The sequence below is a fragment of the Cupriavidus sp. HMR-1 genome, assembly GCF_000319775.1.
In the GTDB taxonomy this organism is placed as follows: domain Bacteria; phylum Pseudomonadota; class Gammaproteobacteria; order Burkholderiales; family Burkholderiaceae; genus Cupriavidus; species Cupriavidus metallidurans.
On sequence record NZ_ANKP01000075.1, the window covers coordinates 1 to 23263 of the forward strand.

25 protein-coding genes are annotated in these 23263 nt (G+C 65.2%); 8 read left to right on the forward strand and 17 right to left on the reverse strand.

All coding sequences use genetic code 11. The features are described 5' to 3' along the window. Window positions 1-359 (reverse strand): phosphonate C-P lyase system protein PhnG (gene phnG / locus D769_RS11375; protein ID WP_008645151.1); only part of this gene is annotated, 359 nt, incomplete at its 3' end. A 183-nt stretch (window positions 360-542) separates the two neighbouring features. Between phnG and phnF the strand changes: the two genes are divergently transcribed. The 4 genes from phnF to phnN all read left to right on the forward strand — a co-directional run bounded on the left by phnF (window position 543) and on the right by phnN (window position 3909). Beyond that, complete coding sequence (gene phnF, locus D769_RS11380; protein ID WP_008645152.1) at window positions 543-1277, forward strand: phosphonate metabolism transcriptional regulator PhnF; 735 nt, start codon at window positions 543-545, stop codon at window positions 1275-1277. 93 nt (window positions 1278-1370) lie between these two features. Beyond that, entirely contained in the window at window positions 1371-2594 is a 1224-nt protein-coding gene (locus D769_RS11385) for an alpha-D-ribose 1-methylphosphonate 5-triphosphate diphosphatase (protein ID WP_040010989.1), read from the forward strand. Continuing rightward, window positions 2591-3325, forward strand: a complete 735-nt coding sequence (locus D769_RS11390) for a DUF1045 domain-containing protein (protein WP_008645154.1) — start codon at window positions 2591-2593, stop codon at window positions 3323-3325. Before D769_RS11385 ends, D769_RS11390 begins: the two co-directional genes overlap by 4 nt. Further along, a complete protein-coding gene (phnN, locus tag D769_RS11395) occupies window positions 3322-3909 on the forward strand; it encodes a phosphonate metabolism protein/1,5-bisphosphokinase (PRPP-forming) PhnN (RefSeq protein WP_008645155.1) in 588 nt (195 codons plus the stop codon). The genes D769_RS11390 and phnN overlap by 4 nt, the downstream gene beginning before the upstream one ends. A 94-nt stretch (window positions 3910-4003) precedes the next feature. Here phnN and D769_RS11400 read toward each other — a convergent pair whose 3' ends face one another. The 5 genes from D769_RS11400 to phnC form a co-directional block, all read right to left on the reverse strand. Further along, window positions 4004-4471: a GNAT family N-acetyltransferase gene (locus D769_RS11400; RefSeq protein WP_008645156.1), complete on the reverse strand. Its 468-nt coding sequence runs from the start codon at window positions 4469-4471 to the stop codon at window positions 4004-4006. Then, entirely contained in the window at window positions 4468-5007 is a 540-nt protein-coding gene (locus tag D769_RS11405; protein WP_008645157.1) for a phosphonate degradation HD-domain oxygenase, read from the reverse strand. The genes D769_RS11400 and D769_RS11405 overlap by 4 nt, the downstream gene beginning before the upstream one ends. Then, entirely contained in the window at window positions 5004-5816 is an 813-nt protein-coding gene (gene phnE / locus D769_RS11410; RefSeq protein ID WP_035881553.1) for a phosphonate ABC transporter, permease protein PhnE, read from the reverse strand. The genes D769_RS11405 and phnE overlap by 4 nt, the downstream gene beginning before the upstream one ends. A gap of 82 nt (window positions 5817-5898) precedes the next feature. After that, the gene (gene phnD, locus D769_RS11415) at window positions 5899-6879 is read right to left on the reverse strand and encodes a phosphonate ABC transporter substrate-binding protein (protein ID WP_008645163.1); all 981 of its coding nucleotides are present in this window, start codon (window positions 6877-6879) and stop codon (window positions 5899-5901) included. A gap of 128 nt (window positions 6880-7007) precedes the next feature. Continuing rightward, entirely contained in the window at window positions 7008-7862 is an 855-nt protein-coding gene (gene phnC / locus D769_RS11420; RefSeq protein ID WP_024570712.1) for a phosphonate ABC transporter ATP-binding protein, read from the reverse strand. A 280-nt stretch (window positions 7863-8142) separates the two neighbouring features. Here phnC and D769_RS11425 point away from each other — a divergent pair, with 280 nt between their 5' ends. Both D769_RS11425 and D769_RS11430 read left to right on the forward strand, forming a co-directional pair. Then, the gene (locus tag D769_RS11425; protein WP_008645165.1) at window positions 8143-9486 is read left to right on the forward strand and encodes an MFS transporter; all 1344 of its coding nucleotides are present in this window, start codon (window positions 8143-8145) and stop codon (window positions 9484-9486) included. Then, complete coding sequence (locus tag D769_RS11430; RefSeq protein WP_051705313.1) at window positions 9486-10742, forward strand: multidrug effflux MFS transporter; 1257 nt, start codon at window positions 9486-9488, stop codon at window positions 10740-10742. Before D769_RS11425 ends, D769_RS11430 begins: the two co-directional genes overlap by 1 nt. Here the strand turns inward: D769_RS11430 and rng are convergent. From rng to D769_RS11470, 8 genes are all read right to left on the reverse strand, one after another. After that, a complete protein-coding gene (rng, locus tag D769_RS11435; protein ID WP_008645167.1) occupies window positions 10729-12186 on the reverse strand; it encodes a ribonuclease G in 1458 nt (485 codons plus the stop codon). The genes D769_RS11430 and rng overlap by 14 nt on opposite strands. A gap of 133 nt (window positions 12187-12319) precedes the next feature. Next, window positions 12320-12922, reverse strand: a complete 603-nt coding sequence (locus D769_RS11440; RefSeq protein ID WP_008645168.1) for a Maf family protein — start codon at window positions 12920-12922, stop codon at window positions 12320-12322. A gap of 115 nt (window positions 12923-13037) precedes the next feature. Next, window positions 13038-13517 carry a 23S rRNA (pseudouridine(1915)-N(3))-methyltransferase RlmH gene (gene rlmH / locus D769_RS11445; RefSeq protein WP_008645169.1) on the reverse strand — a complete coding sequence of 160 codons (480 nt, stop codon included), beginning with the start codon at window positions 13515-13517 and terminating at the stop codon, window positions 13038-13040. Between the two features lie 34 nt (window positions 13518-13551). Beyond that, a complete protein-coding gene (gene rsfS / locus D769_RS11450; RefSeq protein WP_193750039.1) occupies window positions 13552-14298 on the reverse strand; it encodes a ribosome silencing factor in 747 nt (248 codons plus the stop codon). Between the two features lie 45 nt (window positions 14299-14343). Next, complete coding sequence (locus D769_RS11455) at window positions 14344-15051, reverse strand: nicotinate-nucleotide adenylyltransferase (RefSeq protein WP_008645171.1); 708 nt, start codon at window positions 15049-15051, stop codon at window positions 14344-14346. Window positions 15052-15055: 4 nt separating this feature from the next. Next, window positions 15056-15967, reverse strand: coding sequence for an oxygen-dependent coproporphyrinogen oxidase (gene hemF, locus D769_RS11460; RefSeq protein WP_008645172.1), 912 nt, complete (start codon window positions 15965-15967; stop codon window positions 15056-15058). A 134-nt stretch (window positions 15968-16101) separates the two neighbouring features. Next, complete coding sequence (gene purD / locus D769_RS11465; protein ID WP_008645173.1) at window positions 16102-17370, reverse strand: phosphoribosylamine--glycine ligase; 1269 nt, start codon at window positions 17368-17370, stop codon at window positions 16102-16104. An 84-nt stretch (window positions 17371-17454) separates the two neighbouring features. Next, complete coding sequence (locus D769_RS11470; protein ID WP_008645174.1) at window positions 17455-18180, reverse strand: YebC/PmpR family DNA-binding transcriptional regulator; 726 nt, start codon at window positions 18178-18180, stop codon at window positions 17455-17457. A gap of 255 nt (window positions 18181-18435) precedes the next feature. Here D769_RS11470 and D769_RS11475 point away from each other — a divergent pair, with 255 nt between their 5' ends. Beyond that, window positions 18436-19971: a helicase HerA-like C-terminal domain-containing protein gene (locus D769_RS11475; RefSeq protein WP_008645175.1), complete on the forward strand. Its 1536-nt coding sequence runs from the start codon at window positions 18436-18438 to the stop codon at window positions 19969-19971. 108 nt (window positions 19972-20079) lie between these two features. Here D769_RS11475 and D769_RS31005 read toward each other — a convergent pair whose 3' ends face one another. The 3 genes from D769_RS31005 to D769_RS11485 form a co-directional block, all read right to left on the reverse strand. Further along, complete coding sequence (locus tag D769_RS31005; RefSeq protein ID WP_008645176.1) at window positions 20080-20232, reverse strand: DUF3149 domain-containing protein; 153 nt, start codon at window positions 20230-20232, stop codon at window positions 20080-20082. Window positions 20233-20379: 147 nt separating this feature from the next. After that, a complete protein-coding gene (gene upp / locus D769_RS11480; RefSeq protein ID WP_008645177.1) occupies window positions 20380-21030 on the reverse strand; it encodes a uracil phosphoribosyltransferase in 651 nt (216 codons plus the stop codon). A gap of 91 nt (window positions 21031-21121) precedes the next feature. Beyond that, window positions 21122-22111, reverse strand: coding sequence for a tripartite tricarboxylate transporter substrate binding protein (locus tag D769_RS11485; protein WP_008645185.1), 990 nt, complete (start codon window positions 22109-22111; stop codon window positions 21122-21124). A 243-nt stretch (window positions 22112-22354) separates the two neighbouring features. Between D769_RS11485 and D769_RS11490 the strand changes: the two genes are divergently transcribed. After that, on the forward strand, window positions 22355-23242 hold the full coding sequence (locus tag D769_RS11490; RefSeq protein ID WP_008645186.1) for a DMT family transporter: 888 nt from the start codon (window positions 22355-22357) through the stop codon (window positions 23240-23242). Window positions 23243-23263 lie beyond the last annotated feature (21 nt).

Sequence of the window (23263 nt, forward strand, 5' to 3'; positions counted from 1 at the left end):
CAGGCCGGGCGCTGCAGCAGCGCGTCGAGCACGGCGGCCTGTTCGGCGTGGCGCGTGCCGCGTCCCTGTATGTAGGCCACGCCAGCCGTGGCGGCCTGGCCTTCGGTCTCGTCGAGCACCACGGCGCAGCGCGTGACGGACATCTCACCCAGATTGAACTGGGCACCGGTGCCACCCGCGCGGGCCCGGACCATCGCCATGCCCGATTCGGGCTTGCGCAGCAGCCGGTAGCCGGGCAGTGCCGCCACGTCGCCGAGCTGCGAGTAGGCCGCATCGAGCGCATCCGATTGGGCCAGCGCCAGAATCCTCAGCCACGCGGCCCGTGCCGCGTTGGCCTGGTTGGCGGTTTCGCTTTGCATGATCACCCCTATACGTCTATACGTTTAGATGTACACTAACACAACACGGCGATACTAGAACACAGGCACATGAACGTTTCGTGACGGGTCGGACCTTTTCTCGGACACGCAACATCGGCGCCAAGGCATGAGGCACAATCGCACGCTATTGGTGAATGCTTGATGACAACAGGGCAAGGCAAGATGTCTGATCGGGAAGTCGAACGGGGTTCCGGCGTCGCCGTATGGCGGCAGATTGGCGAGGCGCTTGCGGAGGACATCCGCAACAAACTCTATGGACCGGGTGAGCAGTTGCCGCCGGAACCGGAACTGGCCTCGCGCTTCGCCGTGAACCGGCATACGATCCGGCGCGCGATGGGTGAACTCGAACTGAGCGGCCTGGTGCGGATCGAGCAGGGCCGAGGCACCTTCGTGCAGGAGCACGCCATTGACTATGCCATCGGGCGTCGCACGCGCTTCTCTCAGAACCTGGCCGCGCAGGGGATGCGCGGGCACACGGAACTCGTCGATAGCCAGATCCTGCGCGCGCCGGAAATCGCCAAACATCTTGGCCTGTCCCGCACGGCGGAGATTCTGCATGTGCAGATGATCGGCAAGGCCGAAGGGCGTACGATCGACGTGGCCGAGCATTACTTCGATCCAAAGCGTTTTCCCGGTTTCGAAGACAAGGTGAGCGAGACGCAATCAATCTCGCGCGCGTTGGCGCAGTACGGCATTGCCGATTACACGCGCAAGTGGTCGCGCATCACGGCGGCCATGCCGAGCGCCCCGGTGGCGCGATTGCTGAATCAGCCGAAGACGCGTCCTATCCTGCAAGTGGAGGCACTGAACATCGATATCGACGGCGCCCCCGTCCAATACAGCATGACGCGCTTTGCCGGCGATTGGGTGCAACTCACGGTCTCCGATCAGGATTGAAATGACGGCATCGTCCCGCTGTTCCACACGGGGTGATGCCCGCGTATTGGTCTAGACATCCGTCTGTCATCTACCAAAGCTAACGTATTGCCCATGCATACGATCTCTCAAACTTCATCGACCCCGCTCGCGGGGATCACCGGACGCCGCGTGATGGGCGCCGACGGCATCGGCCTGGCAACGCTGGGCATCCACAACGGCAACGTGATGGCGCAGCCACCGGCAAGTGGCCCCTGCATCGACGCGGGCGACTTGCTGGTGCTGCCGGGCATTGTCGACATTCACGGTGATGCGTTCGAGCGTTCCGTGATGCCGCGTCCCGGTGTGAGCTTCCCGTACGGCGCCGCGCTGCTCGACGTCGATCGCCAGTTGCTCGCGCACGGCATCACGACCGAGTTTCATGGCGTGACCCTGTCGTGGGAGGGGGGTTTGCGTGGCGAGGCCTACGCGCTGCGCATGTTCGATGCGCTGGCCCAGTTGCAGCCCGTGCTGGGCGCGGAGCACAAGGTGCATCTGCGCTTCGAGGCCTATCACCTCGCTGGCGTGGAGACGGCCTTGTCGTGGATGGCGGATGGCCGCGTGGCCCTGCTGGCGATCAACGATCACCTGCCGACCATGGCGCGACGCATGAGTGACGAACGCAAGCTCGTGCAGTACGCGGAACGCGCCGAGTGCGATACCGAGACATTCCGCAACCGTCTGCGCGCAGCCAGCCGCAATGCGCAGGAAGTGCCTGCCGCGATGTCGTGCCTGATCGCCGCGGCGCTGGCCGCGAACCTGCCGATTGCATCGCATGACGATCCCGACGTGGCGACGCGCCAGCACTATCACGCCCAGGGCTGCCGGATCGCGGAGTTCCCGCTGACGGTGGAGGCCGCGACGCTGGCACGCCAGATCGGCGACGAAACCGTCTTCGGCGCGCCCAACGTGCTGCGCGGCAAGAGCCATACCGGCGCGCCCAACGCGACGGAAATGGTGGCCGCCGGCCTGTGTTCGGTTCTGGCTTCCGATTACTACTATCCCGCGCTGCTGCAGGCCGCATTCAAGCTCGCGCAGCTTGGCGTGTGCTCGCTGCCCGAGGCGTGGCACCTGGTGTCGCGTAATCCGGCCCGTGCGACGGGGCTGCGCGACCGTGGCGTGCTCGCGCCGGGAATGCGCGCCGATGCGATTCTCGTTGACGACAGCCAGCCCGGACTGCCGCGTGTCTGCGCCACCATCGTCAATGGTGAAGTGCGTCATGCGTCCGGCGCGCTGTCGATGACTGACCTGGCCGATCTCGCAGATGTGGCCAACGCTCGCGGCAGCCTGGCGGCATGAAGATGCAGGCGCACCGCTACGCGATCTATCTCGCGCCCGCCGAGCCATTCCGCACGTTCGGCGCGCAATGGCTTGGCCGCGATGCCGACACCGGAAATCCAACGCCGTTGCCGCCGGGCATCGCATCGCGTCCCGCCGAATGGGTCAAGGCCCCGGCGCACTATGCGCTGCACGCCACGCTGAAGCCGCCGTTCCGTCTGGCCGATGGCACCGATGCGTCCATGCTCGACGCCGCCGTCCGCGCGTTCGCACGGGAGCGCGCCGCGTTTGACGCGCCGCTGACGCTGCGTGCCTTGCGTGGGTTTCTGGCTTGGTGCCTTGACGATGCGCGGGCGCAGGGCGTTAAGCGGATGCATGAGCTTGCCGACGACTGCATGCGTGCCTTCGACCATTTCCGCGCGCCGGCCACGCCGGAGGAAGTGAGCCGGCGTCGGCCCGACCAGTTGACGGCAGCGCAGCGCGAGATGCTCGAAGCCTGGGGCTATCCGTACGCGTTCGATACGTTCACGTTTCATATCACGCTGAGTGGCATGCTTGATGCCGACAACGAGGCCGCTGCGTTCGCGCAGTTATCGGCCAGCGGCGGCAGGTTGCTCGAGAGCCCGCTGCATGTCGATGCCATCAGTCTCTTCGTTCAACCCGAGCCCGGGGCGGATTTTATCGTCGCACGTCACTACGGCTTCGATGGCACCACCGTCGACGGCGCGGGTGTCGGCTATCTTTCGGCATGACCACACGATTCCACTCCGGCTCCGCGCCTGATGGCAGCGGGCTGTTCTATGTGATGGGCCCGTCCGGCAGCGGCAAGGACTCGCTGCTGCGGGCCTTGCGCGAACGGCTGCAGCGCGATGATCGTATCGTGGTGGCTCATCGCTATATCACGCGTGCTGCCGACGAAAACGAGGCATCGGTCGCGCTGTCGGCCGACGAGTTTCACCGCCGCGTGGATCTTGGCTGCCTGGCGCTGCACTGGAATAGCCACGGCTTGCACTATGGCATTGGCGTGGAGATCGAGCAGTGGCTGACGCAGGGCATCAAGGTTGTCGTCAATGGCTCCCGAGAGTACCTGCCGCAGGCGGTGGCACGCTATCCGCATCTATGCGCAGTGCATGTGCGCGTGAAACCCGAGGTGCTGGCCGCGCGTCTGCGCCAGCGCGGGCGGGAGTCGGAAGAGGGAATTGCCCGGAGGCTGGCACGCGCGACGCAGCCGTTCGATGTGCCGCCTGGCTGCCGGGTGGTCGAGATCGACAATAGTGGCGACCTGGCCGATTCGGCCGATGCATTCGCGCGGTTGGTTGGCGCTGTGGGGGATTGAGGCGCAGTCCGTGTCTCGCGGTTTCTCGCCACTACGCGGGCGAGGGGCCGGAGGAGAGGGCAAGCGTCTGAGCGACAATGCCCCCGAGTACGGCTCAAAGCGCCGTACTGAAGCTGATCCCGTGCTCGGTGAACCCGAGCTGCCGATAGAACTGATGCGCCTGCAGGCGCCGCGCATTCGATGAGAGCATGAGTTTGGCCGCGCCGGCTTCACGCGCCAGCCGCATGGCTTCCCGCATCATCTGCTTGCCGATTCCACGGCCTCGCGCGGCCGGCGCGACGACCACGGCTTCGAGTATCGCCTCGGGCCGTCCGTCGTGCACCATCACCGGAAACGCCAGCAGGCTGAACGTGCCGAGCGGCACCCCGTCCGCATCGAACATCAGATAGACGCGGTAGTCCGGGTAGCGACGCATCGCGGCAAAGCGCTCGCGCATGGTCTCCAGCGGCAGCGGCGTCTCGTTATCCATCGTCGCCAGCAGGGCGGACAGGTGCAGCAGCTCTGCGTCGTTGCCTCGCACTTCGCGGAGTATCAGCCCTGTGAAGAAATCGGCCTCGCTCATGCGACGCGGACACAGCGTGCGGCCATGTCGAGATAGTGGGACAGGGTAGGGGTCTGCAGATCTACCACCTTGGCCAGGTCGTCGTAGCGGCGCAGGCGCACAGCGGCGTCGGCGTGCACCTGCGCGGCGAACGCACTGGCCTGTTCGCTGTCGTATGGGCCGCCCTGCAGCGAGAGGCTGTGCACGGATACCGGCGAGAGCGTGTCGAAGTACGCGGGATCGACTGCACACAGATAGCGCTTGGCCGCCACGTGCATTCGTACCGGCTCGGTGACGTCTTCGCCGAACAGGCTGGCCAGCGCGTCGGCACCGGTTTCCTGGTGGCGCATGTCGGTGGTCAGGCTTTCGGCCAGCATCAGGTGGCCGATATCGTGCAGTAGTGCCGCGACGATCAGCGGTTCCGGATCGCCGGCCTGCTCGGCAAGCTGCGCGCACTGCAGCGCGTGGGCGGTCTGGCTGATGGCCTCGCCGCCGTAATACGCGGTGCCGTGGTTCTCGAACAGCGCGGCGATGCTGGACAGGGTCAGCGTGGTCATACAAGCACCTTGCGGATCTGGGCGGAGACGATGTCGAGGCCGGTCACGAACACGATGATGATGATCATCACGGCACAGGTTTGCGCATACTGGAAGCTGCGGATGATCTCCCACAGCACGGTGCCGATGCCGCCGGCGCCGACGATGCCGACCACCGAAGCGGAGCGCACGTTCGACTCGAAGCGATAGAGCGCGAACGACAGCCACAGCGGCAACACCTGCGGAATCACACCGTAGACGATTTCTTCGATCGGGCCGGCACCCGTGGCGCGCACGCCTTCAACGGGGCGCGGGTCGATCGCTTCCACGGCTTCGGCGAACAGCTTGGCCAGCACGCCCATGGTGTGGATCCAGAGCGCCAGCACGCCGGCGAACGGTCCCAGACCCACGGCGACGATGAACAGCATCGCGAAGACCATTTCATTGATCGCGCGGCAGGCATCCATCAGACGGCGGGCAGGTTGATAGACCCAGGGCGGCACGATGTTGGCCGAGCACAGCAGGCCAAACGGCACGGCCATGACGACGGCCAGCGCGGTGCCCCAGAGCGCGATCTGCACGGTGACGAGCATCTCGTCGAGATAGGTGTGCCAATCGCGGAAATCGGGCGGGAAGAAATCGGCGGCGAACTTGGCCATGTTGCCGGAGTCGCGCAACAGGTCCATCGGACGCATGTCCGCGCCTTGCCAGGACATGGCGAGCGTGGCCAGTACGATTGCCCAGATCAGCATCACGGAAAGGGAATTGCGCGGCGGCCGGACGGTACTCTGGGGTGTGGGCGGCAGGCCGGGCTTGGCGGTGGCGGTCATGGGCAGTCGGAAGAGGTAAAGCTGAAGCGGAAAATGCAAAGCCGATGGCGACCCGAGTGGCGCCATCGGCTTCAGGCGAGGCTTACTGCGTGCTGCTGGCGCGGTCGAGTTCGGCCAGGCGGCGCGAGACGTCGGCCAGCTTCTTTTCCTTGTCGGCAGCGGCCAGCGTGCTGTCGGATTCGATCTTGGCCTTTTCCTTGGCCAGTTCGATCTGACGGATCGGCACGAGTTGGGCATCGGTCGAGACGCGGAAGCCCTGGTAGGTCAGCGTGGCCAGCGCCTGCTTTTCGCGCGCGGCGTCGGCGCCCTTGCCGTAGTTGACGAAGAAGTCCTGGATCTTCTTTTTCAGCTCGGGCGGCAGGTCCTTGCGGTAGACCAGCGGATCGGCCGGGATCAGCGGCGACTTCCACAGCACGCGCACGTCGTCATAGGCGTTCTTGCCCGTGTTGATGCGATAGCGCTCGAAGTTCTCGGTGTTGTTCACGGCCACGTCCACCTGCTTGTTCAGCACCGACAGCAGGTTGGTTTCGTGATTGCTGATGCGCACGGCCTTGAACAGCGTCTTCGGATCGACCTTGTTGGCGGCCCACAGGTAGTAGCCCGGCACGGCCGTGCCCGACGTGGAGTTCGGATCGCCGGCGCCGTAGGTCAGGTCCTTGCCGCGCTTGATGACGTCTTCGACCGACTTCAGGTCGCTATCCTTGCGCGCGATCAGCAGCGACCAGTAGCCCGGGTTGCCGTCCTTGTCGATCACCGATGCGAACACTTCGCCGTTGGCGCGGTCCACGGCTTCCATGGCCGACTTGTTGCCGTACCAGGCGATCTGCACCTTGTTGAAACGCATCCCTTCGATAATGCCGGCGTAGTCCGAGGCGAAGAACGGCTTGACCTGCACGCCGAGTGCGCGGCTCAGGTCGTCGATCACGGGTTGCCAGGCGGACTTCAGGTTCGACGACGTTTCCGTCGAGATGATGCCCATGTTCAGGGTCTTGACGTCCTGGGCGAAGGCGGGCAGCGCGACGACACCCGAAGCGACCACGGCGAGGAAAGTTCTGCGAAGCATCGATGACTCCGTTTGGAAAGGCTGAAGGGAAATACGGGTTGGGTGAATCGGGTATTCGGGTATTCGGGTCTGACAGTGCGAGGCCGGCGATGCGATGAGCTGGCGTGGCGAGGCGTGCGAGGCAAGCCTCAGGCCGCGGCCAGATCCATCCTGACCATCACCGGCGCGGGCACGCCTTCGGCGCAAGAGGGGGCCTCGGGCACGCTGTCGTGCAGTAGCTCGTCGGCTTCGCTGCCGTACAGGTCGCGCAGCATCTGCTGCGTCAGCGCGGCGGAGGGGCCGTCATAGACCACCTTGCCGTGACGCAGTGCCACCACGCGCGGGCAATAGCGCATCGCCACGTCCACCTGATGCAGCGATACGACCACGGCGACCTTGCGCGTGCGGTTAATCTGCGCCAGTTGCGACATCACGCGACGCGACGATTCCGGATCGAGCGAGGCGATCGGCTCGTCGGCCAGGATCACCTGCGCGTTCTGCACCAGCGTGCGAGCGATCGCGGCGCGTTGCTGCTGCCCGCCCGACAGGGTCGAGGCGCGCTGAAACGCATAGTCGTCTATACCAACCTGGGCAAGTGCATCGAGCCCGGCTTGCACTTCGCTGGCCTTGAAGATGCGGAGCAGGCTGCGCCATTTCGGCACACGCGTCAGCATTCCCACGAGCACATTGGTGATCACCGGCAGGCGGCCGACCAGGTTGAACTGCTGGAATACGAATCCGATGTCCGCACGTACACGGCGCACATCGCGGGCCAGACGTCCGTTGCGCTGCACCGTGCGGCCGTTGACGAGGATCTCTCCCGAACCGGCATCGCCCGTGACGAAACCGGCCACATGGCGCAGCAGCGTCGATTTGCCCGAGCCCGATGCGCCCAGCAGCGCAACCATTTCACCCGGGGCGATTTGCAGCGTGACATCGTCAAGCGCCTTGCGGTCCGCGCGGAACGACTTGCTCAGTCCGCGGACTTCAATTGCATGCGTCATGTCGACTCCTTCCTTGAATGACAGGCGCATTCTGGCGGCCGACAGTGACAGAACGATGACGCCGACCGGCGTCATTCCCAATGGCCGGTCACGGATAGAACATTCCCTTAGTGTCCCGGTATGTCAAATTGATGTCCCGCGCAGTCAAATCGACATTCGGTGAGCCCCCATACTGCTTGACGCACCGCCGGATTCTGGAGGGAAAAACGGCGGGCTTCCGATAGAAAACCAGGCAGTTGTGACAGGGCCCGACAGCCGGCCTGCACAGGAGACACCGCTCATGCACCATCTTTCAGCCGACACGCAGCAGGCTAACAACAACGACTATCTGGTCAGCAAATCACGCGCATGGTTTGCGTTTGCCATGACCTTCGCGCTGATGCTGTTCGACTACATCGACCGTCAGGTGATCGTGTCCTTGTTTCCGCACCTGAAGGCCGCGTGGAATCTCTCCGACAAGCAACTGGGCGGGCTGGTGTCGATCATCTCGGTGGTGGTCGCGCTGGGCGGCATCCCGGTTGCGCTGCTGGCGGACCGCGTCAGCCGCGTCAAAAGCGTGGTGGTGATGGGCGTGGTCTGGAGCCTGGCGACGATTTCCTGCATGTTCACCCGCAACTACTCGCAGTTGTTCGTGGCGCGCGCGATGGTGGGTGTGGGCGAGTCCGGTTACGGCTCCGTCGGCGCGGCGCTGATCGCCAGCCTGTTCCCGGCAAGGCTGCGTTCGATGCTGCTTGGCGCGTTTTTCGCAGCCGGATCGATTGGCGCGGTGCTCGGCGTGGTGCTAGGTGGTGTGATCACTGCGCGCTGGGGCTGGCAGGCCGCGTTCGGCGTGGTGGGTGTGCCCGGCCTGTTGCTGGCGCTGCTGTACATGTTCGTGCCGGACTACAAGACCGCGGCGCTGGACACGCGTCCTGCCCATGAGCAACGGCAAGCGAAGAGCCTGTTCGCGCATATGGTGTCGGCGCTGACCAGCTCGCGAACGCTGTGGTGGACCTGCCTGGGCGCGGCGCTGCAGCTTGTCGTGGTATCGACGATCTGGGCCTGGCTGCCGAGCTACTTCAATCGCCTCCACGGCATGCCGGAGGATCAGGCCGCCATGCAGTCGGCGTTGATCGTGCTGTGCGGCGCGGTGGGTTGCTTCATCTGGGGCGTTGTCGCGGATATCGCCGGCACCAAGCAGCCGCGCAACAAGCTCAAGGCGGTGTCGTTCCTGTGCATGGTGACCGCGCCGATCCTGGTGATTGCGTTCGGCGCGGCGGAGTCCATGAACCAGCAGTTCCTGCTGATCGCGCTGGGCGGCTTCCTGATGACCTGCACGGTTGGGCCGGCTTCGAGCGTGGTGCTCGACGTGGTGCATCCGGGGCTGCGTTCCACCGGCGCGGCGCTGCTGTCGCTGTTCCAGAACCTGTTTGGACTCGCCATCGGCCCGTTCGTAGGCGGTGCGCTTTCCGACGCGTTTGGGCTGCAGGCAGCATTGACGGCAATGCCGGTCTTTGGCCTGCTCGCGGCGCTGTGCCTGTTGCGTGCATCGCGCACCTATGAGCGCGATCTGCAGGAGGTGGCGCAGATCCAGTCCGCCATCGCCGAACAACCCGCCGGGGCCGCGGCTTCGATGACAGCGTGATGAGTGAAGTGGATGTGCCTGGGGCAGTCGTAGCAGTGGGCGCGGAAGCGGGCCCCAGGCGCCCCAGCGTCGGCAGCATGGCGGCACTGACCGCTGGCTTGTCGATGCTGGGGCAGTTTGCCATTGCGACGTACCTGCCAGCGTTCGCGGCAATCGCGAACGCGCTTCATGCGAGCACTGCCGAGGTCCAGCAATCGCTGACGGCCTACCTGTTGCCGTTTGCATTGCTGCTGCCCTGGCACGGTGCGATCTCTGACGCGATAGGCCGCCGCCGCATGATTCTTGCGGGCTGCGTGTTCTTTGTGGCCGGATCGCTGGTCTGCGCCGGAGCGACCGGTATCGACATGTTCTACGCCGGGCGGGCACTGCAAGGCGTGGGGGCCGGGATCGGCGTCATCGTCGGGCGCGCGATGGTGCGCGATACGTTCGACGGCATGCAGGCCCAGAAAGTCATGGCCCTGATCGCGATGATCTTCGCGCTGGCACCGGCCCTGGCGCCGATCTGCGGCGGCTGGCTGCTGGTCTGGATGGGCTGGCGCAGCATCTTCGTGTTCCTTGCGCTGATCTCGGGGAGCCTGCTGGTTTCCTGCTGGATCTGGGTGCCGGAGACTTTGCCGCCAGCATGTCGGCATCCGATGCACCCAAAGCTGCTCGCGCGGGGCTACTTCGCCATGTTGTCGAGCCGGAGATTCATGTCGCTGGCGCTGGCCAATGCCGGGGTGAACCTGGCGATCTACATCTACGTCTTCGCGGCGCCGCGCTTCGTCTATCAGCATCTGGGGCTCGGCGCGCAGTCGTTCGGCTGGCTGTTCATTCCGATCGTGGCGGGCATCATCGCGGGTGCGCTGGTGGCACATCGCATTGCCGGCCGCACGAGTCCGGAGTCCAGCGTGAATCGGGGCCATCTCGTGATGATGGCGGCCGGTGTCTTCAATCTCGCGGTGGCCGCGCTGCACCTGCCGCCGATGCCCTGGGCGCTTGTCGCGTTGCCGGTCTTCGCGGCGGGAATGATGATGACGCAGCCCAGCCTGCAACTGCTGGCGCTGGACTGCTTTCCGGAGCGGCGGGGTCTGGCCTCCAGCGGCTACGTCACGACGCAGCAGATCGGCAATTTGCTGTCTTCCGCGTTGCTGGTGCCGCTGCTGCTGGACTCCACGATGAAGATGGCGCTCGGTATGGCCGGATTGCAGATCGCAGGGCTCGTGGCGTTCCACGTGGCCCTGCGCGGCCGGCGGGTGGGGGTTACATCAGGATGATGTCGTACTGCTCCTGGTGGAACGTCGATTCCACCTGGAGAGAGATCGGCTTGCCGATGAAGTCCCCGAGCATCGCAAGATGCTGGCTTTCTTCCTCGAGGAACAAGTCGATGACTTCCTGCGAGGCCAGGATGCGGAACTCACGCGGATTGAACTGGCGCGACTCGCGCATGATTTCGCGGAAGATGTCGTAGCAGACCGTTCGCGGTGTCTTGACCTGGCCCTTGCCGGTGCAGACCGGGCACTGCTCGCACAGCACATGCGCGAGCGATTCGCGCGTGCGCTTGCGTGTCATCTCCACCAGACCGAGTTGCGAGAAGCCGTTGACCGTGATGCGCGTGCGGTCGCGTGACAGCGCGCGCTTCAGCTCGGAGAGCACCGCGTCGCGATGCTCCACGTTCTCCATGTCGATGAAGTCGATGATGATGATGCCGCCCAGGTTGCGCAGCCGGAGCTGCCGCGCGATGGTGTGCGCGGCTTCGAGATTCGTCTTGAAGATCGTATCGTCGAAGTTGCGCGCGCCGACATAGCCGCCCGTATTGACGTCGATTGTCGTCATCGCCTCGGTCTGGTCGATCATCAGGTAGCCGCCGGACTTCAGGTCTACCCGGCGCGACAGCGCCTTTTCGATTTCCGCGTCGATGTTGAACAGGTCGAAGATCGGGCGCTCGCCGGTGTAGTGCGACAGGCGCGGCAGCACGGCGGGCGTGTATTCCTGCGCGAACTCCACCAGCTTCTGGTAGTTCTCGCGCGAATCGATCTGGATCACGCCAGTGGCGTCATTGATGAAGTCGCGCAGCACGCGCTGGGCCAGGTTCAGGTCCTGATAGAGCAGGCTCGGCGCGGGCAGGGTGGTGGCGTTGGAGCGGATCGTCGCCCAGATCTTGCGCAGGTAGGCGATGTCGTTGCCAAGTTCCTCGTCGCTGGCTTCCTCGGCGATCGTGCGCACGATGAAGCCGCCGCGCTCGTCGGTGGGCACCAGGCCCTGCACGCGGGCACGGAGCGCTTCTCGGTCGATTTCACCCTCGATACGCTGCGAGATGCCGATATGCGGATCCTGCGGCAGATAGACGAGTGTGCGGCCTGCGATGCTGACCTGTGTGGACAACCGCGCGCCCTTGGTGCCGATCGGGTCCTTGATGACCTGAACCATCAGCGCCTGGCCCTCGAACAGCGTTTTCTCGATGGCGAGGTGGCCGTTCTTGTCGCCGTCACGCGGATGCCAGATGTCGGCCACGTGCAGGAACGCAGCGCGCTCCAGACCGATGTCGATGAACGCCGATTGCATGCCCGGCAGCACCCGCACGACCTTGCCCAGATAGATGTTGCCGACCAGCCCGCGCGTTAGCGTGCGTTCGACATGGAGTTCCTGAACGGCCGCCTGCTGCACGATGGCGACGCGTGTTTCCTGCGGCGTGATGTTGACGAGGATGTCTTCGGTCATAGCGATGGATACGCTTAATCTCGCGTCGCCGATCCGTTGGCGCTTGTTGTTGTGGCCCGGCTCGTGGCCGGGCATTTGACCCCAGGGGCCTTGTCGGAGAGGTTGGGTCGGAAGGCCGGGTTGGAAGCGCCGGTCAGAAGTGCAAACCGGCCTCGCGCAGCAGTGCCGCCGTCTCGAACAAGGGCAGGCCCATGATACCCGAATAGCTACCGTCGATTCGCTCGACAAACTCCGCCGCGCGGCCCTGGATGCCGTATGCGCCTGCCTTGCCGAGCGGCTCGCCGCTGGCCACGTAGCGCTCGATCTCGGGGGCGAGCATTGGCCGGAAAGTGACGTGGGAGATCGACAGCGCATGGCGCTGGCCGGCGGACGTCGCGACCGTCACGGCAGTCAATACGCGATGGGTGGTGCCGGAAAGCGACGCCAGCATGGCAGCAGCGTCGCGCGCGTCGGCGGGCTTGCCGAGAATGTCGCCGCCACGGCAGACCGTGGTGTCGGAAGTCAGGATCGGCGCCTCGGGCAGGCCGCGACGCGCGCGGCGTTGAAGTGCCGCGTCGGCCTTCAGCGCGCAGACTCGCTGGACGTAGTCATCGGGGGACTCGCCGGGCCGGACGGCCTCGAGCGCTTCGGCATCCTCGCCGGCATCCGCCAGCAGCAGTTCATAGGTCACGCCGAGCTGCGTCAGCAACTCGCGGCGGCGCGGGCTCTGGGAAGCCAGATAGAGGATGGAGGTCATGGGAAATCGAGGCGAGAGAAACAGTTGCCCCGATTGTACTGGCTTGCCTTTCCGCTATCACGGAGAGCGGGCCAACCCCGCCGGTGTTCAGGCCCGATGATTCAGGCCCAATGACTCAGGCGCGATGATACGGATGATTCTGCGTGACCGACCAGGCACGATAAAGCTGCTCGGCCAGCAGCACGCGCACCATGCCGTGTGGCAGCGTCAGGCTCGATATACGCAACAGTGTGTGCGCGCGTGCCTTGAGCGCCGGATCGAGGCCGTCCGCACCGCCGATCAGGAAGGCGACGTCGCCGCCTTCGCGCTGCCAGCCGGTCAGTTGCTCGGCCAGTTGCACGGTGGTCCAGTCCTTGCCGCGTTCGTCGAGCGCCACGATCCGGCACCGCTTCGACAGCGAGCCGAGCACGGCCTCGATGCGCGCGGCTTCGCGTTGCATCACCGTGGCGGCGTTATTGCTCGATGAACGGGCTTCCGGCTTGACCTCGCGAAGCTCGATGCGCAACTCGGGCGGCATCCGCTTGGTGTACTCGCTGAAACCGGTTTCGATCCACGCGGGCATCTTGTGGCCGACAGCCACGATAGCAAGTTGCATGAGAGATGCCCGGTGGTCGGTACGTCAGGAAGGGTCAGGCCGAACGCGTTGCGCGCTTGCGCGGTGCAGCGGTCTTGGCAGCAGCAGTCTTGGTCGCGGTGGTCTTGCGAGCCGTCGTCTTCGTGGCGGTGCCTGTTGCCGACTTGCGGGCCGGCGTCTTGGCGGCCGTGCCGGTCGTCGTCTTGCGAGCCGTCGTGGTCTTGCGTGCCGGTGCCTTGGCTGCGGTGCCCGCGCTGCTGGTCTTGCGCGCCGGCTTGCGGATCGTGGCGATCGCGTCCGGATCGGTGTCCTCGTGACCCATCGGCGGCGACGGCTCCTTCATGCCTTCCGGCAAACGGGCCAGCGCCGGGCGCAGGTTCGATGCGCGACGCACGCGCGGGGCCGGCTCGGCATCCTCGTCGTCCATCGGCTCGCTGGCCTTGGCCAGGCCCTTGCCAGCAGCCAGCTTCACGCGCACCGGCTTGTCGCCCCAGATCTCTTCCAGGTTGTAGTACAGGCGCAGTTGCGGCTGCAGGATGTGCACCACGGCGTCGCCGCAGTCCACCAGTACCCACTCGCCGGTCTCCAGGCCCTCGACCGCCACGATGTGGCCGCCGGCATCCTTGACCGTATCCCGTACCGACGCCGCCAGCGCCTTGGTCTGACGGTTCGAATTACCGCTGGCGATCACCACCCGGTCGAACAGTTCGGTCAGGTGAGTGGTGTCAAACACCTTGATGTCCTGCGCCTTCACATCCTCGAGCCCGTCGACGATCGCGCGCTGCAGTTTACGAATATCCATGGTGTCTTTCTTGTTCAGCTTCATTCGGTAGGGGGGCGCGTCGGTTCAGGCCTGCTGGTACAGGCCGTGACGCGCGATGTAGTGTGCCACGCCGGCGGGCAACTGGTCATCCGCCGGATCATTCGCGATCGGGCCATCGGCCAGGCGCTGGCGCAGGCCGGTGGAGGACAGGTCGACGGCAAGCGTCTGGTCGATCCACATATGGCCGGAGGGCGTGCATTGTATCAGGTGCGTGTCCGCCAGCCGTTGCTGCATCGCGTCGAGCACTGGGCCGTCCAGCGCCGCGAGGTCGAAACCCGGGCGGGTGGCGATGCACAGGTGCACCTGCTCGAACAGGGCCTCCCAGCCGTGCCAGGTGTGCAGGCGCAGCAATTGGTCGGCGCCCATCAGCCAGGACATCGACGTGTCGGCGCCGTATTCGGCACGCAACTGCCGCACCGTGTCGATCGTGTAGCTTGGGCCCTCGCGCTCGACCTCCATGCGGCTCACGCGGACCTTGGCGCGGCCCGGATCCAGTGTCCCGGCAGCCAGCTCTGTCATGGCCAGACGGTCGGCGGCGGGCGTGACGTGGTCGCCCTTCTGCCACGAGTGGCCGGTGGGAATCCAGACCAGTTCGTCCAGATCCAGGTGATCGATGCACAACTGGGCCAGCGCAACATGGCCGCGATGCGGGGGGTCGAAGGTGCCGCCGAGGATACCCAGGCGGTAGGGACGTTGCTGTCCGTTGGCGGTGGCCGGCTTCTTATCGATCATCGACTCAGGCCCAGTCCCGCGCCGGCAGGAAATCGGCATACAACGCGGCTTCCGGAGTGCCCGGCTCGGGCTGCCAGTCATAGCGCCACGATACCTGCGGTGGCATCGACATCAGGATCGACTCCGTGCGACCGCCAGACTGCAGGCCGAACAGCGTGCCACGGTCGAACACGAGATTGAATTCGACGTAGCGGCCGCGGCGATAGGCCTGGAAATCGCGCTCGCGCTCGCCATAGGGGGCGTCCTTGCGTGCGGTGAGGATGGGCAGGTAGGCGGCGAGGAACGCATCGCCGACCGAGCGCAGCATCTCGAAGCTGCGGTCGAAGCCGAGCGCCGAGAAATCATCGAAGAAGATGCCGCCGATGCCGCGTGCCTCGCCACGATGGCGCAGGAAGAAATACTCATCGCACCACTGCTTGAAACGCGGATACAGGTCGTCGCCGAACGGGGCCAGCGAATCCTTGCAGGTGCGGTGGAAGTGCGCGCAGTCGTCGGCGTCGCCGTAGTACGGCGTCAGATCCATGCCACCCCCGAACCACCAGACCGGTTCCGCGTCGGGCTTCACGGCAATGAAGCAGCGCACATTCATGTGCACGGTTGGCACGTACGGGTTGCGCGGGTGGAATACCAGCGAGACGCCCATCGCCTCGAAGCTGCGGCCGGCCAGTTCAGGCCGGTTGGCGCTGGCCGACGGCGGCAGCGTGTCACCGCGCACGTGCGAGAACCCCACGCCGGCCCGCTCCATCACGGCGCCGCCCTCCAGGATGCGCGTGCGGCCACTGCCGCGCAGGCGCTCGGTGGGGGGCTTCTCCCAGTTATCGGTCAGGAACGCCTGGCCGTCGACAGCGGCGATGGCGTCGGTGATGCGGTCTTGCAGGCCGAGCAGATAGTCACGGACTGCCTGGGAATCGATCATGATGGGTGGGTCTGAATAGGCCGGTAGCAGGACAGCCGGGCGGCGGGCGCTCCGGCTGTCATTGCGGTGTCATGATTGTACCGGCTGGCTTCGCCCCACGTGTCGTGGGGCGAATGGTCGGATACCTGGGGTCATCAACGCTTGATGGCGCGGTATCCGATGTCGGTGCGGAATTGCATCCCGTCGAAGCGGATCTGTTCCACTGCGGCGTAGGCGTTCTTCTGTGCTGCCTTGACCGTATCGGCCAGGCCCACCACGCAGAGCACGCGGCCGCCGGAGGTCAGTAGCGTGCCATCCTTGAGCGTGGTGCCGGCGTGGAACGTCACGGCGTCAGCGGTTTCCGCGGGGATGCCGGTGATCGCATCGCCCTTGCGCGGGTTTTCCGGATAGTCGTAAGCGGCCATGACCACGCCCAGCGCAGTGCGGCGGTCCCAGTCCAGCTCGATCTGATCCAGCTTGCCGTCCACGGCCGCTTCCATCACGTCCACCAGGTCGGTCTTCAGGCGCGCCATGATCGGCTGCGTTTCCGGATCGCCCATGCGGCAGTTGAATTCCAGCGTCTTCGGGTTGCCGTTGGCGTCGATCATCAGGCCGGCGTACAGGAAACCCGTGAACGGGATGCCGTCCTTTTCCATGCCGCGCACGGTCGGCAGGATAATTTCGCGCAGCGCGCGCGCATGGAGCGCGGGCGTGACCACGGGGGCAGGCGAGTACGCGCCCATGCCGCCGGTGTTGGGGCCCGCGTCGGCATCCAGCAGGCGCTTGTGGTCCTGGCTGGTGGCCAGTGCCAGCACGTTCTTGCCGTCGACCATCACGATGAAGCTGGCTTCCTCGCCTTCAAGGAATTCCTCGATCACGACCCGGGCGCCGGCATCGCCGAGCTTGTTGTCGGCCAGCATCATGTCGACCGCAGCGTGCGCTTCTTCCAGCGTCATCGCCACCACCACGCCCTTGCCCGCGGCCAGGCCGTCGGCCTTGATCACGATTGGCGCGCCTTGGGCGTCGATATAGGCGTGGGCGCCGGCGGCGTCGGAGAACGTCTGGTAATAGGCCGTGGGAATGCCATGGCGATGCATGAAGGCCTTGGCGAAGTCCTTGGAGGATTCCAGCTGGGCGGCGGCCTTGGTCGGGCCGAAGATACGCAGGCCGCGGGCGCGGAACACGTCGACGATCCCGCCTGCCAGCGGCGCCTCGGGGCCAACCACGGTGAACGCCACACCTTCGCGCTCGACGAAGGCGGCCAGCACCTCCGGGTCGGTCAGCGGCACGTTCTGCAGACGCTTGTCCAGCGCCGTCCCGCCGTTGCCCGGTGCTACGTATACGACTTGCACCTTGGGGGACTGGGCCAACTTCCACGCCAGCGCGTGTTCACGTCCACCCGAGCCGACAACCAAAACTTTCATGATCCACTGCCAGAAAAGAAACGCATGCGAAAAGCGGCAGCTGGCTGGTGCCGGGCTGCCGCCATGGGGCGCGGCGCGAGAGGCTTATTCCTCGATCACCGCGTTGGTGAAGACTTCCTGTACGTCGTCCAGGTTTTCCAGCGCGTCCAGCAGCTTCTGCATCTTGATGGCGTCGTCGCCGACGAAGCTCACTTCGTTCTGCGGCTTCATCACCACGTCGGCCACTTCGGCCTTGAAGCCGGCGGCTTCCAGCGCGGCCTTGACCGCGCCGAAGTCATTGGGCGGGCAAGTCACTTCGATCGATTCGTCGTCGTTGGTGACCACATCGTCCGCGCCGGCTTCCAGCGCGGCGTCCATCAGCTTGTCTTCCGGGGTGCCCGGGGCAAACAGGAACTGGCCGCAGTGCGTGAACATGAAGGCCACCGAACCTTCGGTGCCCATGTTGCCGCCGTGCTTCGAGAACGCGTGGCGGACTTCGGCCACGGTACGGGTGCGGTTATCGGTCAGGCAGTCGACGATGATGGCGGCGCCGGCCAGGCCGTAGCCTTCGTAACGGATTTCTTCGTAGTTTGCGCCTTCCAGGCCACCCACGCCGCGCTGGATCGCGCGCTGGATGTTGTCCTTGGGCATGTTCGCGTCCATGGCCTTTTCCATGGCCAGGCGCAGACGCGGGTTGGAGTCGACTTCGCCGCCGCCGAGCTTGGCGGCAACAGTGATTTCCTTGATCAGGCGCGTCCAGACCTTGCCGCGCTTGGCGTCAGCGGCGGCTTTCTTGTGTTTGATGTTGGCCCATTTGGAATGACCGGCCATGTTTCTCTCCGTGGCGCAAAAACGAATCGTGCGGCGTGCGGCCGCTGTTGGCGCGGCGCGGGCGTGGATCAGGCTTCCTTGACAGTTGCTGACAATCCGGCGGCCGCGCCATGTGATTGATGTGCCAATCTGCTGGCTATAATCAGCGCAGGATTTTATCACGCGCCCCCGCCGCTCCGAAGCGCCACGCATCGCGCTTCCGCCGATGGCTGCGGGCGCATTTCCACCCCGTTCATTCCCGCTTCCCGAGATCACATGGCCGATCCAATCCTCATCGCCAAGAATGCCGACCAAGAACTCGTGCTGTTGCCCGAAATGGGCAACCGCCACGGCCTGATCACCGGCGCGACCGGCACGGGCAAGACCGTCACGCTGCAGACGCTGGCCCAGGGCTTCTCGCGGCTGGGCGTGCCGGTGTTCATGGCTGACGTAAAAGGTGACTTGACCGGCATTTCCCAGGCCGGCCAGCCCACGGACAAGCTCAAGGCCCGCCTGGCCGAGCATGGCCTGCCCGAGCCGGTCTGGGGCGCGTGCCCGACCACGCTCTGGGACGTATTCGGCGAAAAAGGCCACCCGGTACGCGCGACGGTTTCGCATATGGGGCCGCTGCTGCTGTCGCGGATGCTCGAACTCAACGATACCCAGGAAGGCGTGCTGAACCTGGTATTCCGCATCGCCGACGCCAACGGCCTGCTGCTGCTCGATTCCAAGGATCTGCGGGCGATGCTCCAGTACGTGGGCGACAACGCAGGCCAGTTCACGACCGAGTACGGCAATATCTCGGCGGCGTCGATCGGCGCGATCCAGCGAGGTCTGATGGCGCTCGAATCACAGGGGGCGGACAAGTTCTTCGGCGAGCCGATGCTCAACCTCGAGGACTTCATCCAGACCGAGAAGGGGCAGGGCGTGGTCAACATCCTGGCCGCCGACAAGCTGATGAACGCGCCACGGCTCTACGCGACCTTCCTGCTGTGGATGCTGTCCGAACTGTTCGAGAAGCTGCCCGAGGCCGGCGATCTGGAAAAGCCCAAGCTGGTGTTCTTCTTCGACGAGGCGCATCTGCTGTTCAATGATGCGCCCAAGGCGCTGCTCGACAAGATCGAGCAGGTCGTGCGGCTGGTGCGCTCGAAGGGCGTGGGTGTGTATTTCGTGACGCAGAATCCGGTCGATATTCCGGACACCGTGCTCGGTCAGCTTGGCAACCGCGTGCAGCACGCGCTGCGCGCATTCACGCCGCGTGACCAGAAGGCGGTCAAGGTGGCGGCTACGACGATGCGCGCGAACCCGAAGCTCAATCTGGAGCAAATCATCGGCGAACTCGGCGTTGGCGAGGCGCTGGTGTCGTGCCTCGACGCCAAGGGCACGCCCTGCGTCACCGAGCGTGCCTGGGTGCTTGCGCCCGGCAGCCGTATCGGCCCGATTACGGACGACGAGCGTCGGGCGCTGATCGCGGGGTCGCTGGTGGCGGGTACCTATGAGAAAGCGATTGACAGGGAATCGGCGTACGAGAAGTTGCGCGGCAACGCGGCGGCGTCGGGCACGGGAACGCCGGGGCCGGCCAGTGGCGGCGCGGCAGGCGGGACAAGTGGTAGCGCGGAGCAGGGCGGCTGGCTCGATCAGGCTGGCGAGATCTTCGGCACGCTGACGAAAGGCACCGGCAAGACCGGGCGCGGCGATTCGATCCTTGAGTCGATGGCCAAGTCGGCGGCGCGGACGGTGGGTTCCCAGGTGGGACGGGAACTGATCCGCGGCGTGCTGGGCAGTCTGCTCGGCGGCGGCAAGCGCAAGTAGCCTGCGAAGCTGGACTAACGCCGATGCATCAACACAAAACGCCCGCGCGATGCGGGCGTTTTTCATGCGGATGGTCAGGGGCCGGGGTCAGCGCCGCTGGCCAGGGGCTCAGTTGCCGCCGCGCCGCGCCGCCTCTGCGTCCTCGCGCATCTTGCGCGCGAACATCCGCGCAAAGAACGCGCCCATCCCGATGATGAAGGCAATGACGGCCAGACTGCCGAGCCCGGTGGGCGTTGTGAACAGGATCTTGATGGCTTCCATGTGGGACTCCCTTCGCTTTTATATTGATTCACCGTGTATGGCGGACAGTGTAGTCAGTACAAGGCACGGGGAAAGGTCATCCCACAAAAACCTTGAGGCGCATCAAGCGCCTCAATTTCATTCAGACGAATCCAGTTCAGTTCGGGCTTAGTTCTTGGTGCCGAAGAGACGGTCGCCAGCGTCGCCGAGGCCCGGCACGATATAGGCATGGTCGTCGAGATGGTTGTCCAGCGAGGCGACGTAGAGCTTCACGCCGGGGTGGGCCTTCTGAAATACCTCGACGCCCTCGGGCGCAGCCACCAGCGCCACAAAGGTGATGGATTCGTCCTTGACGCCACGGCGCTTGAGCACATCCACCGCATGGGCGGCCGAATAGCCGGTGGCGACCATCGGGTCACACAGGATGAACGAGCGATCTTCCACGTCCGGCAGGCGTACCAGATACTCCACCGGGCGGTGCTGATCGTCGCGATATACGCCGATATGGCCGATACGCGCCGACGGAATCAGTTCCACCAGGCCGTCGCTCATGCCGACGCCGGCGCGCAGCACGGGCACGATCGTCAGCTTCTTGCCGGCGATGACCGGGGCGTCCAGCGGTACCAGCGGCGTGTCGATGCGGCGCGTGGTCAGCGGCAGGTTGCGCGTGATCTCGTAGCCCATCAGCAGCGTAATCTCGCGCAGCAACTCGCGGAACGTGCGCGTCGACGTTTCCTTGTCGCGCATGTGCGAGAGCTTGTGCTGGATCAGCGGGTGATCGAGGATGAAGAGATTGGGAAAGCGCGGATCTTGTTTCATGGCGGCAGGCTCGGAAATCGGGAAGGCCCTCCCTGGAGCGGGAGGGCCCTGTGCAGCGCGATTGTAATGGATGCGCGGGCCTGCCCGGTGGTCAGTCCACCGTGATCCCGGCCGACTTTGCGACCTTTCCGAAACGTTCGTATTCAGTCTGAGTCAGTGTCTGCAATTCGGCAGCACTCGAACCCTTCGGATTGAAGCCGGCCTGGGCCAGCTTGTCGCGCACGTCCGGACGCGCCAGCGCCTCGACAAACGCCGTATTGAGCGTCTGCACCACCGGCGCTGGCAGGTTGGCCGGGCCGTAGACGCCGAACCATGGTTCGACCGCGTAGCCCGGCAACCCGGCTTCGGCCAGTGTCGGCACGTTCGGCAGCGACGGCGAGCGTGTCTTGCCAGCCACCGCCAGCGCGCGCAGCTTGCCCGCCTGGATGTGCGGCAGCGAGGCCGGCAGATTGTCGAACATCACCTGGATGTGGCCGCCGAGCATGTCGTTGATGGCCGGGCTGCTTCCCTTGTACGGCACATGAGTCAGATTCGTCTGCGTCACCTGCGAGAACATCGCGCCGGCCAGGTGCATCGAGGTACCCGTGCCAGCCGTGGCATAGGTCAGCCCCGGATGGGCCTTCGCATAGGCAATCAGTTCCGGGACGGTTTTCACCGGCAGGTTCTCGCTCACCTCCAGCACGATGGTCGAGGTGCCGAGCAGGCTGACCGCCGTGAAGTCGCGCCGCGGATCGAACGGCACGTGCTTGTAGATATGCGGGTTGAGGGCGTTGGTCGAGATCGCGCCGAAGCCGATCGTGTAGCCGTCGGCCGGTGCCTTGGCCACGGCATCCATGCCGATGTTGCCACCGGCGCCCGGCCGGTTCTCGATGACGACCGGCTGGCCGAGCTTTTCGGCCACGCGCTGGCCCACGGTGCGGGCCACGAGGTCGGTGGTGCCGCCTGCGGCATAGGGCACGATGAAGCGGATCGGCTTGCTCGGGAAGCTGTCGGCGGCAAAGGCGGCTGACGGCGCGGCGATCGCGAGCAGGGTGGCGGAAAGGATGGCACGGCGGCGCGCCGTGAAGCGGTAGGACGGCATGACTCGGGTATCTCCAGTTTCTTGTTGTTCCTGTCCGGTTCGCCGCTCTGGCGTGCCGGACAGGCGCCGGCCATTGTATGGGAAAGCAGGCATTAGCGCGGCCCCGGCGAGCATTGCGTCTTTTGGCATACAATCGCCGGGTTCCCGCCGCGCGCCGCACGAATCCAACGTGCCGGCCCGGCGTATGCCCGAACTGCGTCCCCCGTGCCAGCCTCCCAGAAGTCTTTGTCTCCGCCCGTCGAAGTGCCTGCCGCACAGCGCGTCGGGCTTGCCGTCGCGGCCATCGGCGCCGTGCTTTTCTCGGCCAAGGCCATCGTCGCCAAGCTGATGTACCGCTATAACGTCGACGCCGTGATGGTGATCACGCTGCGCATGCTGTTCGCGGTGCCGCTGTTCATGGCGATCGGCTGGTGGCAGGCGCGCAAGCTTCCCGCATTGTCCTGGGCCGATCGTGGCCGCGTGGTGTTCCTGGGCTTCATCGGCTACTACCTGTCGAGCTTCCTCGACTTCATCGGGCTGCAATACATCACCGCGAGCCTCGAGCGGCTGATCCTGTTCCTGACCCCTTCCTTCGTGCTGCTGACGACCGCGCTGGTCTTCCGCCGGCCTATCGCGGGCCGCCAGTGGATATCGCTGCTGCTGGCCTATGCGGGCATCGTGCTGGTGTTCGCGCACGACCTCGACGTGAGCGGCGCGCAGGTCTGGCTGGGTGGCGCGCTGGTGCTTGGCAGCGCCATGTCGTATGGTGTGTATCTGATCCTGAGCGGTGAACTGGTGCAGCGGGTGGGATCGCTGCGGCTCGTGGCCTATGCGATGTGCGTGTCCACGTTCTGCTGCGTGGTGCAATATCTGGCGTTGGGCCGGCCGATCGCAGAGCTCGCCCAGCCGGCGCCCGTAATGTGGCTGTCGGTGGTGAACGCGGTGTTCTGCACCGTGTTGCCGGTGTCGCTGACGATGATCGCGGTGGCGCGGATCGGTGCGCCGATGGCGTCGCAGGCTGGCATGGTCGGCCCGGTCTCGACGTTGCTGCTGGCGTTCTGGCTGCTTGGCGAGCCCATCAGCGGCGTGCAGATGATCGGTAGTGCCCTGGTGCTCGGCGGCATGTATCTGCTTTCGACGAAGAAAGCCTGAATTCGAAAATTCGAGAAGAAT

Coding starts and splice junctions, on each gene's coding strand:
- phnF (WP_008645152.1), top strand. CDS start 543: ATGTCTGATCGGGAAGTCGAACGGGGTTCCGGCGTCGCCGTATGGCGG.
- D769_RS11385 (WP_040010989.1), top strand. CDS start 1,371: ATGCATACGATCTCTCAAACTTCATCGACCCCGCTCGCGGGGATCACC.
- D769_RS11390 (WP_008645154.1), top strand. CDS start 2,591: ATGAAGATGCAGGCGCACCGCTACGCGATCTATCTCGCGCCCGCCGAG.
- phnN (WP_008645155.1), top strand. CDS start 3,322: ATGACCACACGATTCCACTCCGGCTCCGCGCCTGATGGCAGCGGGCTG.
- D769_RS11400 (WP_008645156.1), bottom strand. CDS start 4,471: ATGAGCGAGGCCGATTTCTTCACAGGGCTGATACTCCGCGAAGTGCGA.
- D769_RS11405 (WP_008645157.1), bottom strand. CDS start 5,007: ATGACCACGCTGACCCTGTCCAGCATCGCCGCGCTGTTCGAGAACCAC.
- phnE (WP_035881553.1), bottom strand. CDS start 5,816: ATGACCGCCACCGCCAAGCCCGGCCTGCCGCCCACACCCCAGAGTACC.
- phnD (WP_008645163.1), bottom strand. CDS start 6,879: ATGCTTCGCAGAACTTTCCTCGCCGTGGTCGCTTCGGGTGTCGTCGCG.
- phnC (WP_024570712.1), bottom strand. CDS start 7,862: ATGACGCATGCAATTGAAGTCCGCGGACTGAGCAAGTCGTTCCGCGCG.
- D769_RS11425 (WP_008645165.1), top strand. CDS start 8,143: ATGCACCATCTTTCAGCCGACACGCAGCAGGCTAACAACAACGACTAT.
- D769_RS11430 (WP_051705313.1), top strand. CDS start 9,486: ATGAGTGAAGTGGATGTGCCTGGGGCAGTCGTAGCAGTGGGCGCGGAA.
- rng (WP_008645167.1), bottom strand. CDS start 12,186: ATGACCGAAGACATCCTCGTCAACATCACGCCGCAGGAAACACGCGTC.
- D769_RS11440 (WP_008645168.1), bottom strand. CDS start 12,922: ATGACCTCCATCCTCTATCTGGCTTCCCAGAGCCCGCGCCGCCGCGAG.
- rlmH (WP_008645169.1), bottom strand. CDS start 13,517: ATGCAACTTGCTATCGTGGCTGTCGGCCACAAGATGCCCGCGTGGATC.
- rsfS (WP_193750039.1), bottom strand. CDS start 14,298: ATGGATATTCGTAAACTGCAGCGCGCGATCGTCGACGGGCTCGAGGAT.
- D769_RS11455 (WP_008645171.1), bottom strand. CDS start 15,051: ATGATCGATAAGAAGCCGGCCACCGCCAACGGACAGCAACGTCCCTAC.
- hemF (WP_008645172.1), bottom strand. CDS start 15,967: ATGATCGATTCCCAGGCAGTCCGTGACTATCTGCTCGGCCTGCAAGAC.
- purD (WP_008645173.1), bottom strand. CDS start 17,370: ATGAAAGTTTTGGTTGTCGGCTCGGGTGGACGTGAACACGCGCTGGCG.
- D769_RS11470 (WP_008645174.1), bottom strand. CDS start 18,180: ATGGCCGGTCATTCCAAATGGGCCAACATCAAACACAAGAAAGCCGCC.
- D769_RS11475 (WP_008645175.1), top strand. CDS start 18,436: ATGGCCGATCCAATCCTCATCGCCAAGAATGCCGACCAAGAACTCGTG.
- D769_RS31005 (WP_008645176.1), bottom strand. CDS start 20,232: ATGGAAGCCATCAAGATCCTGTTCACAACGCCCACCGGGCTCGGCAGT.
- upp (WP_008645177.1), bottom strand. CDS start 21,030: ATGAAACAAGATCCGCGCTTTCCCAATCTCTTCATCCTCGATCACCCG.
- D769_RS11485 (WP_008645185.1), bottom strand. CDS start 22,111: ATGCCGTCCTACCGCTTCACGGCGCGCCGCCGTGCCATCCTTTCCGCC.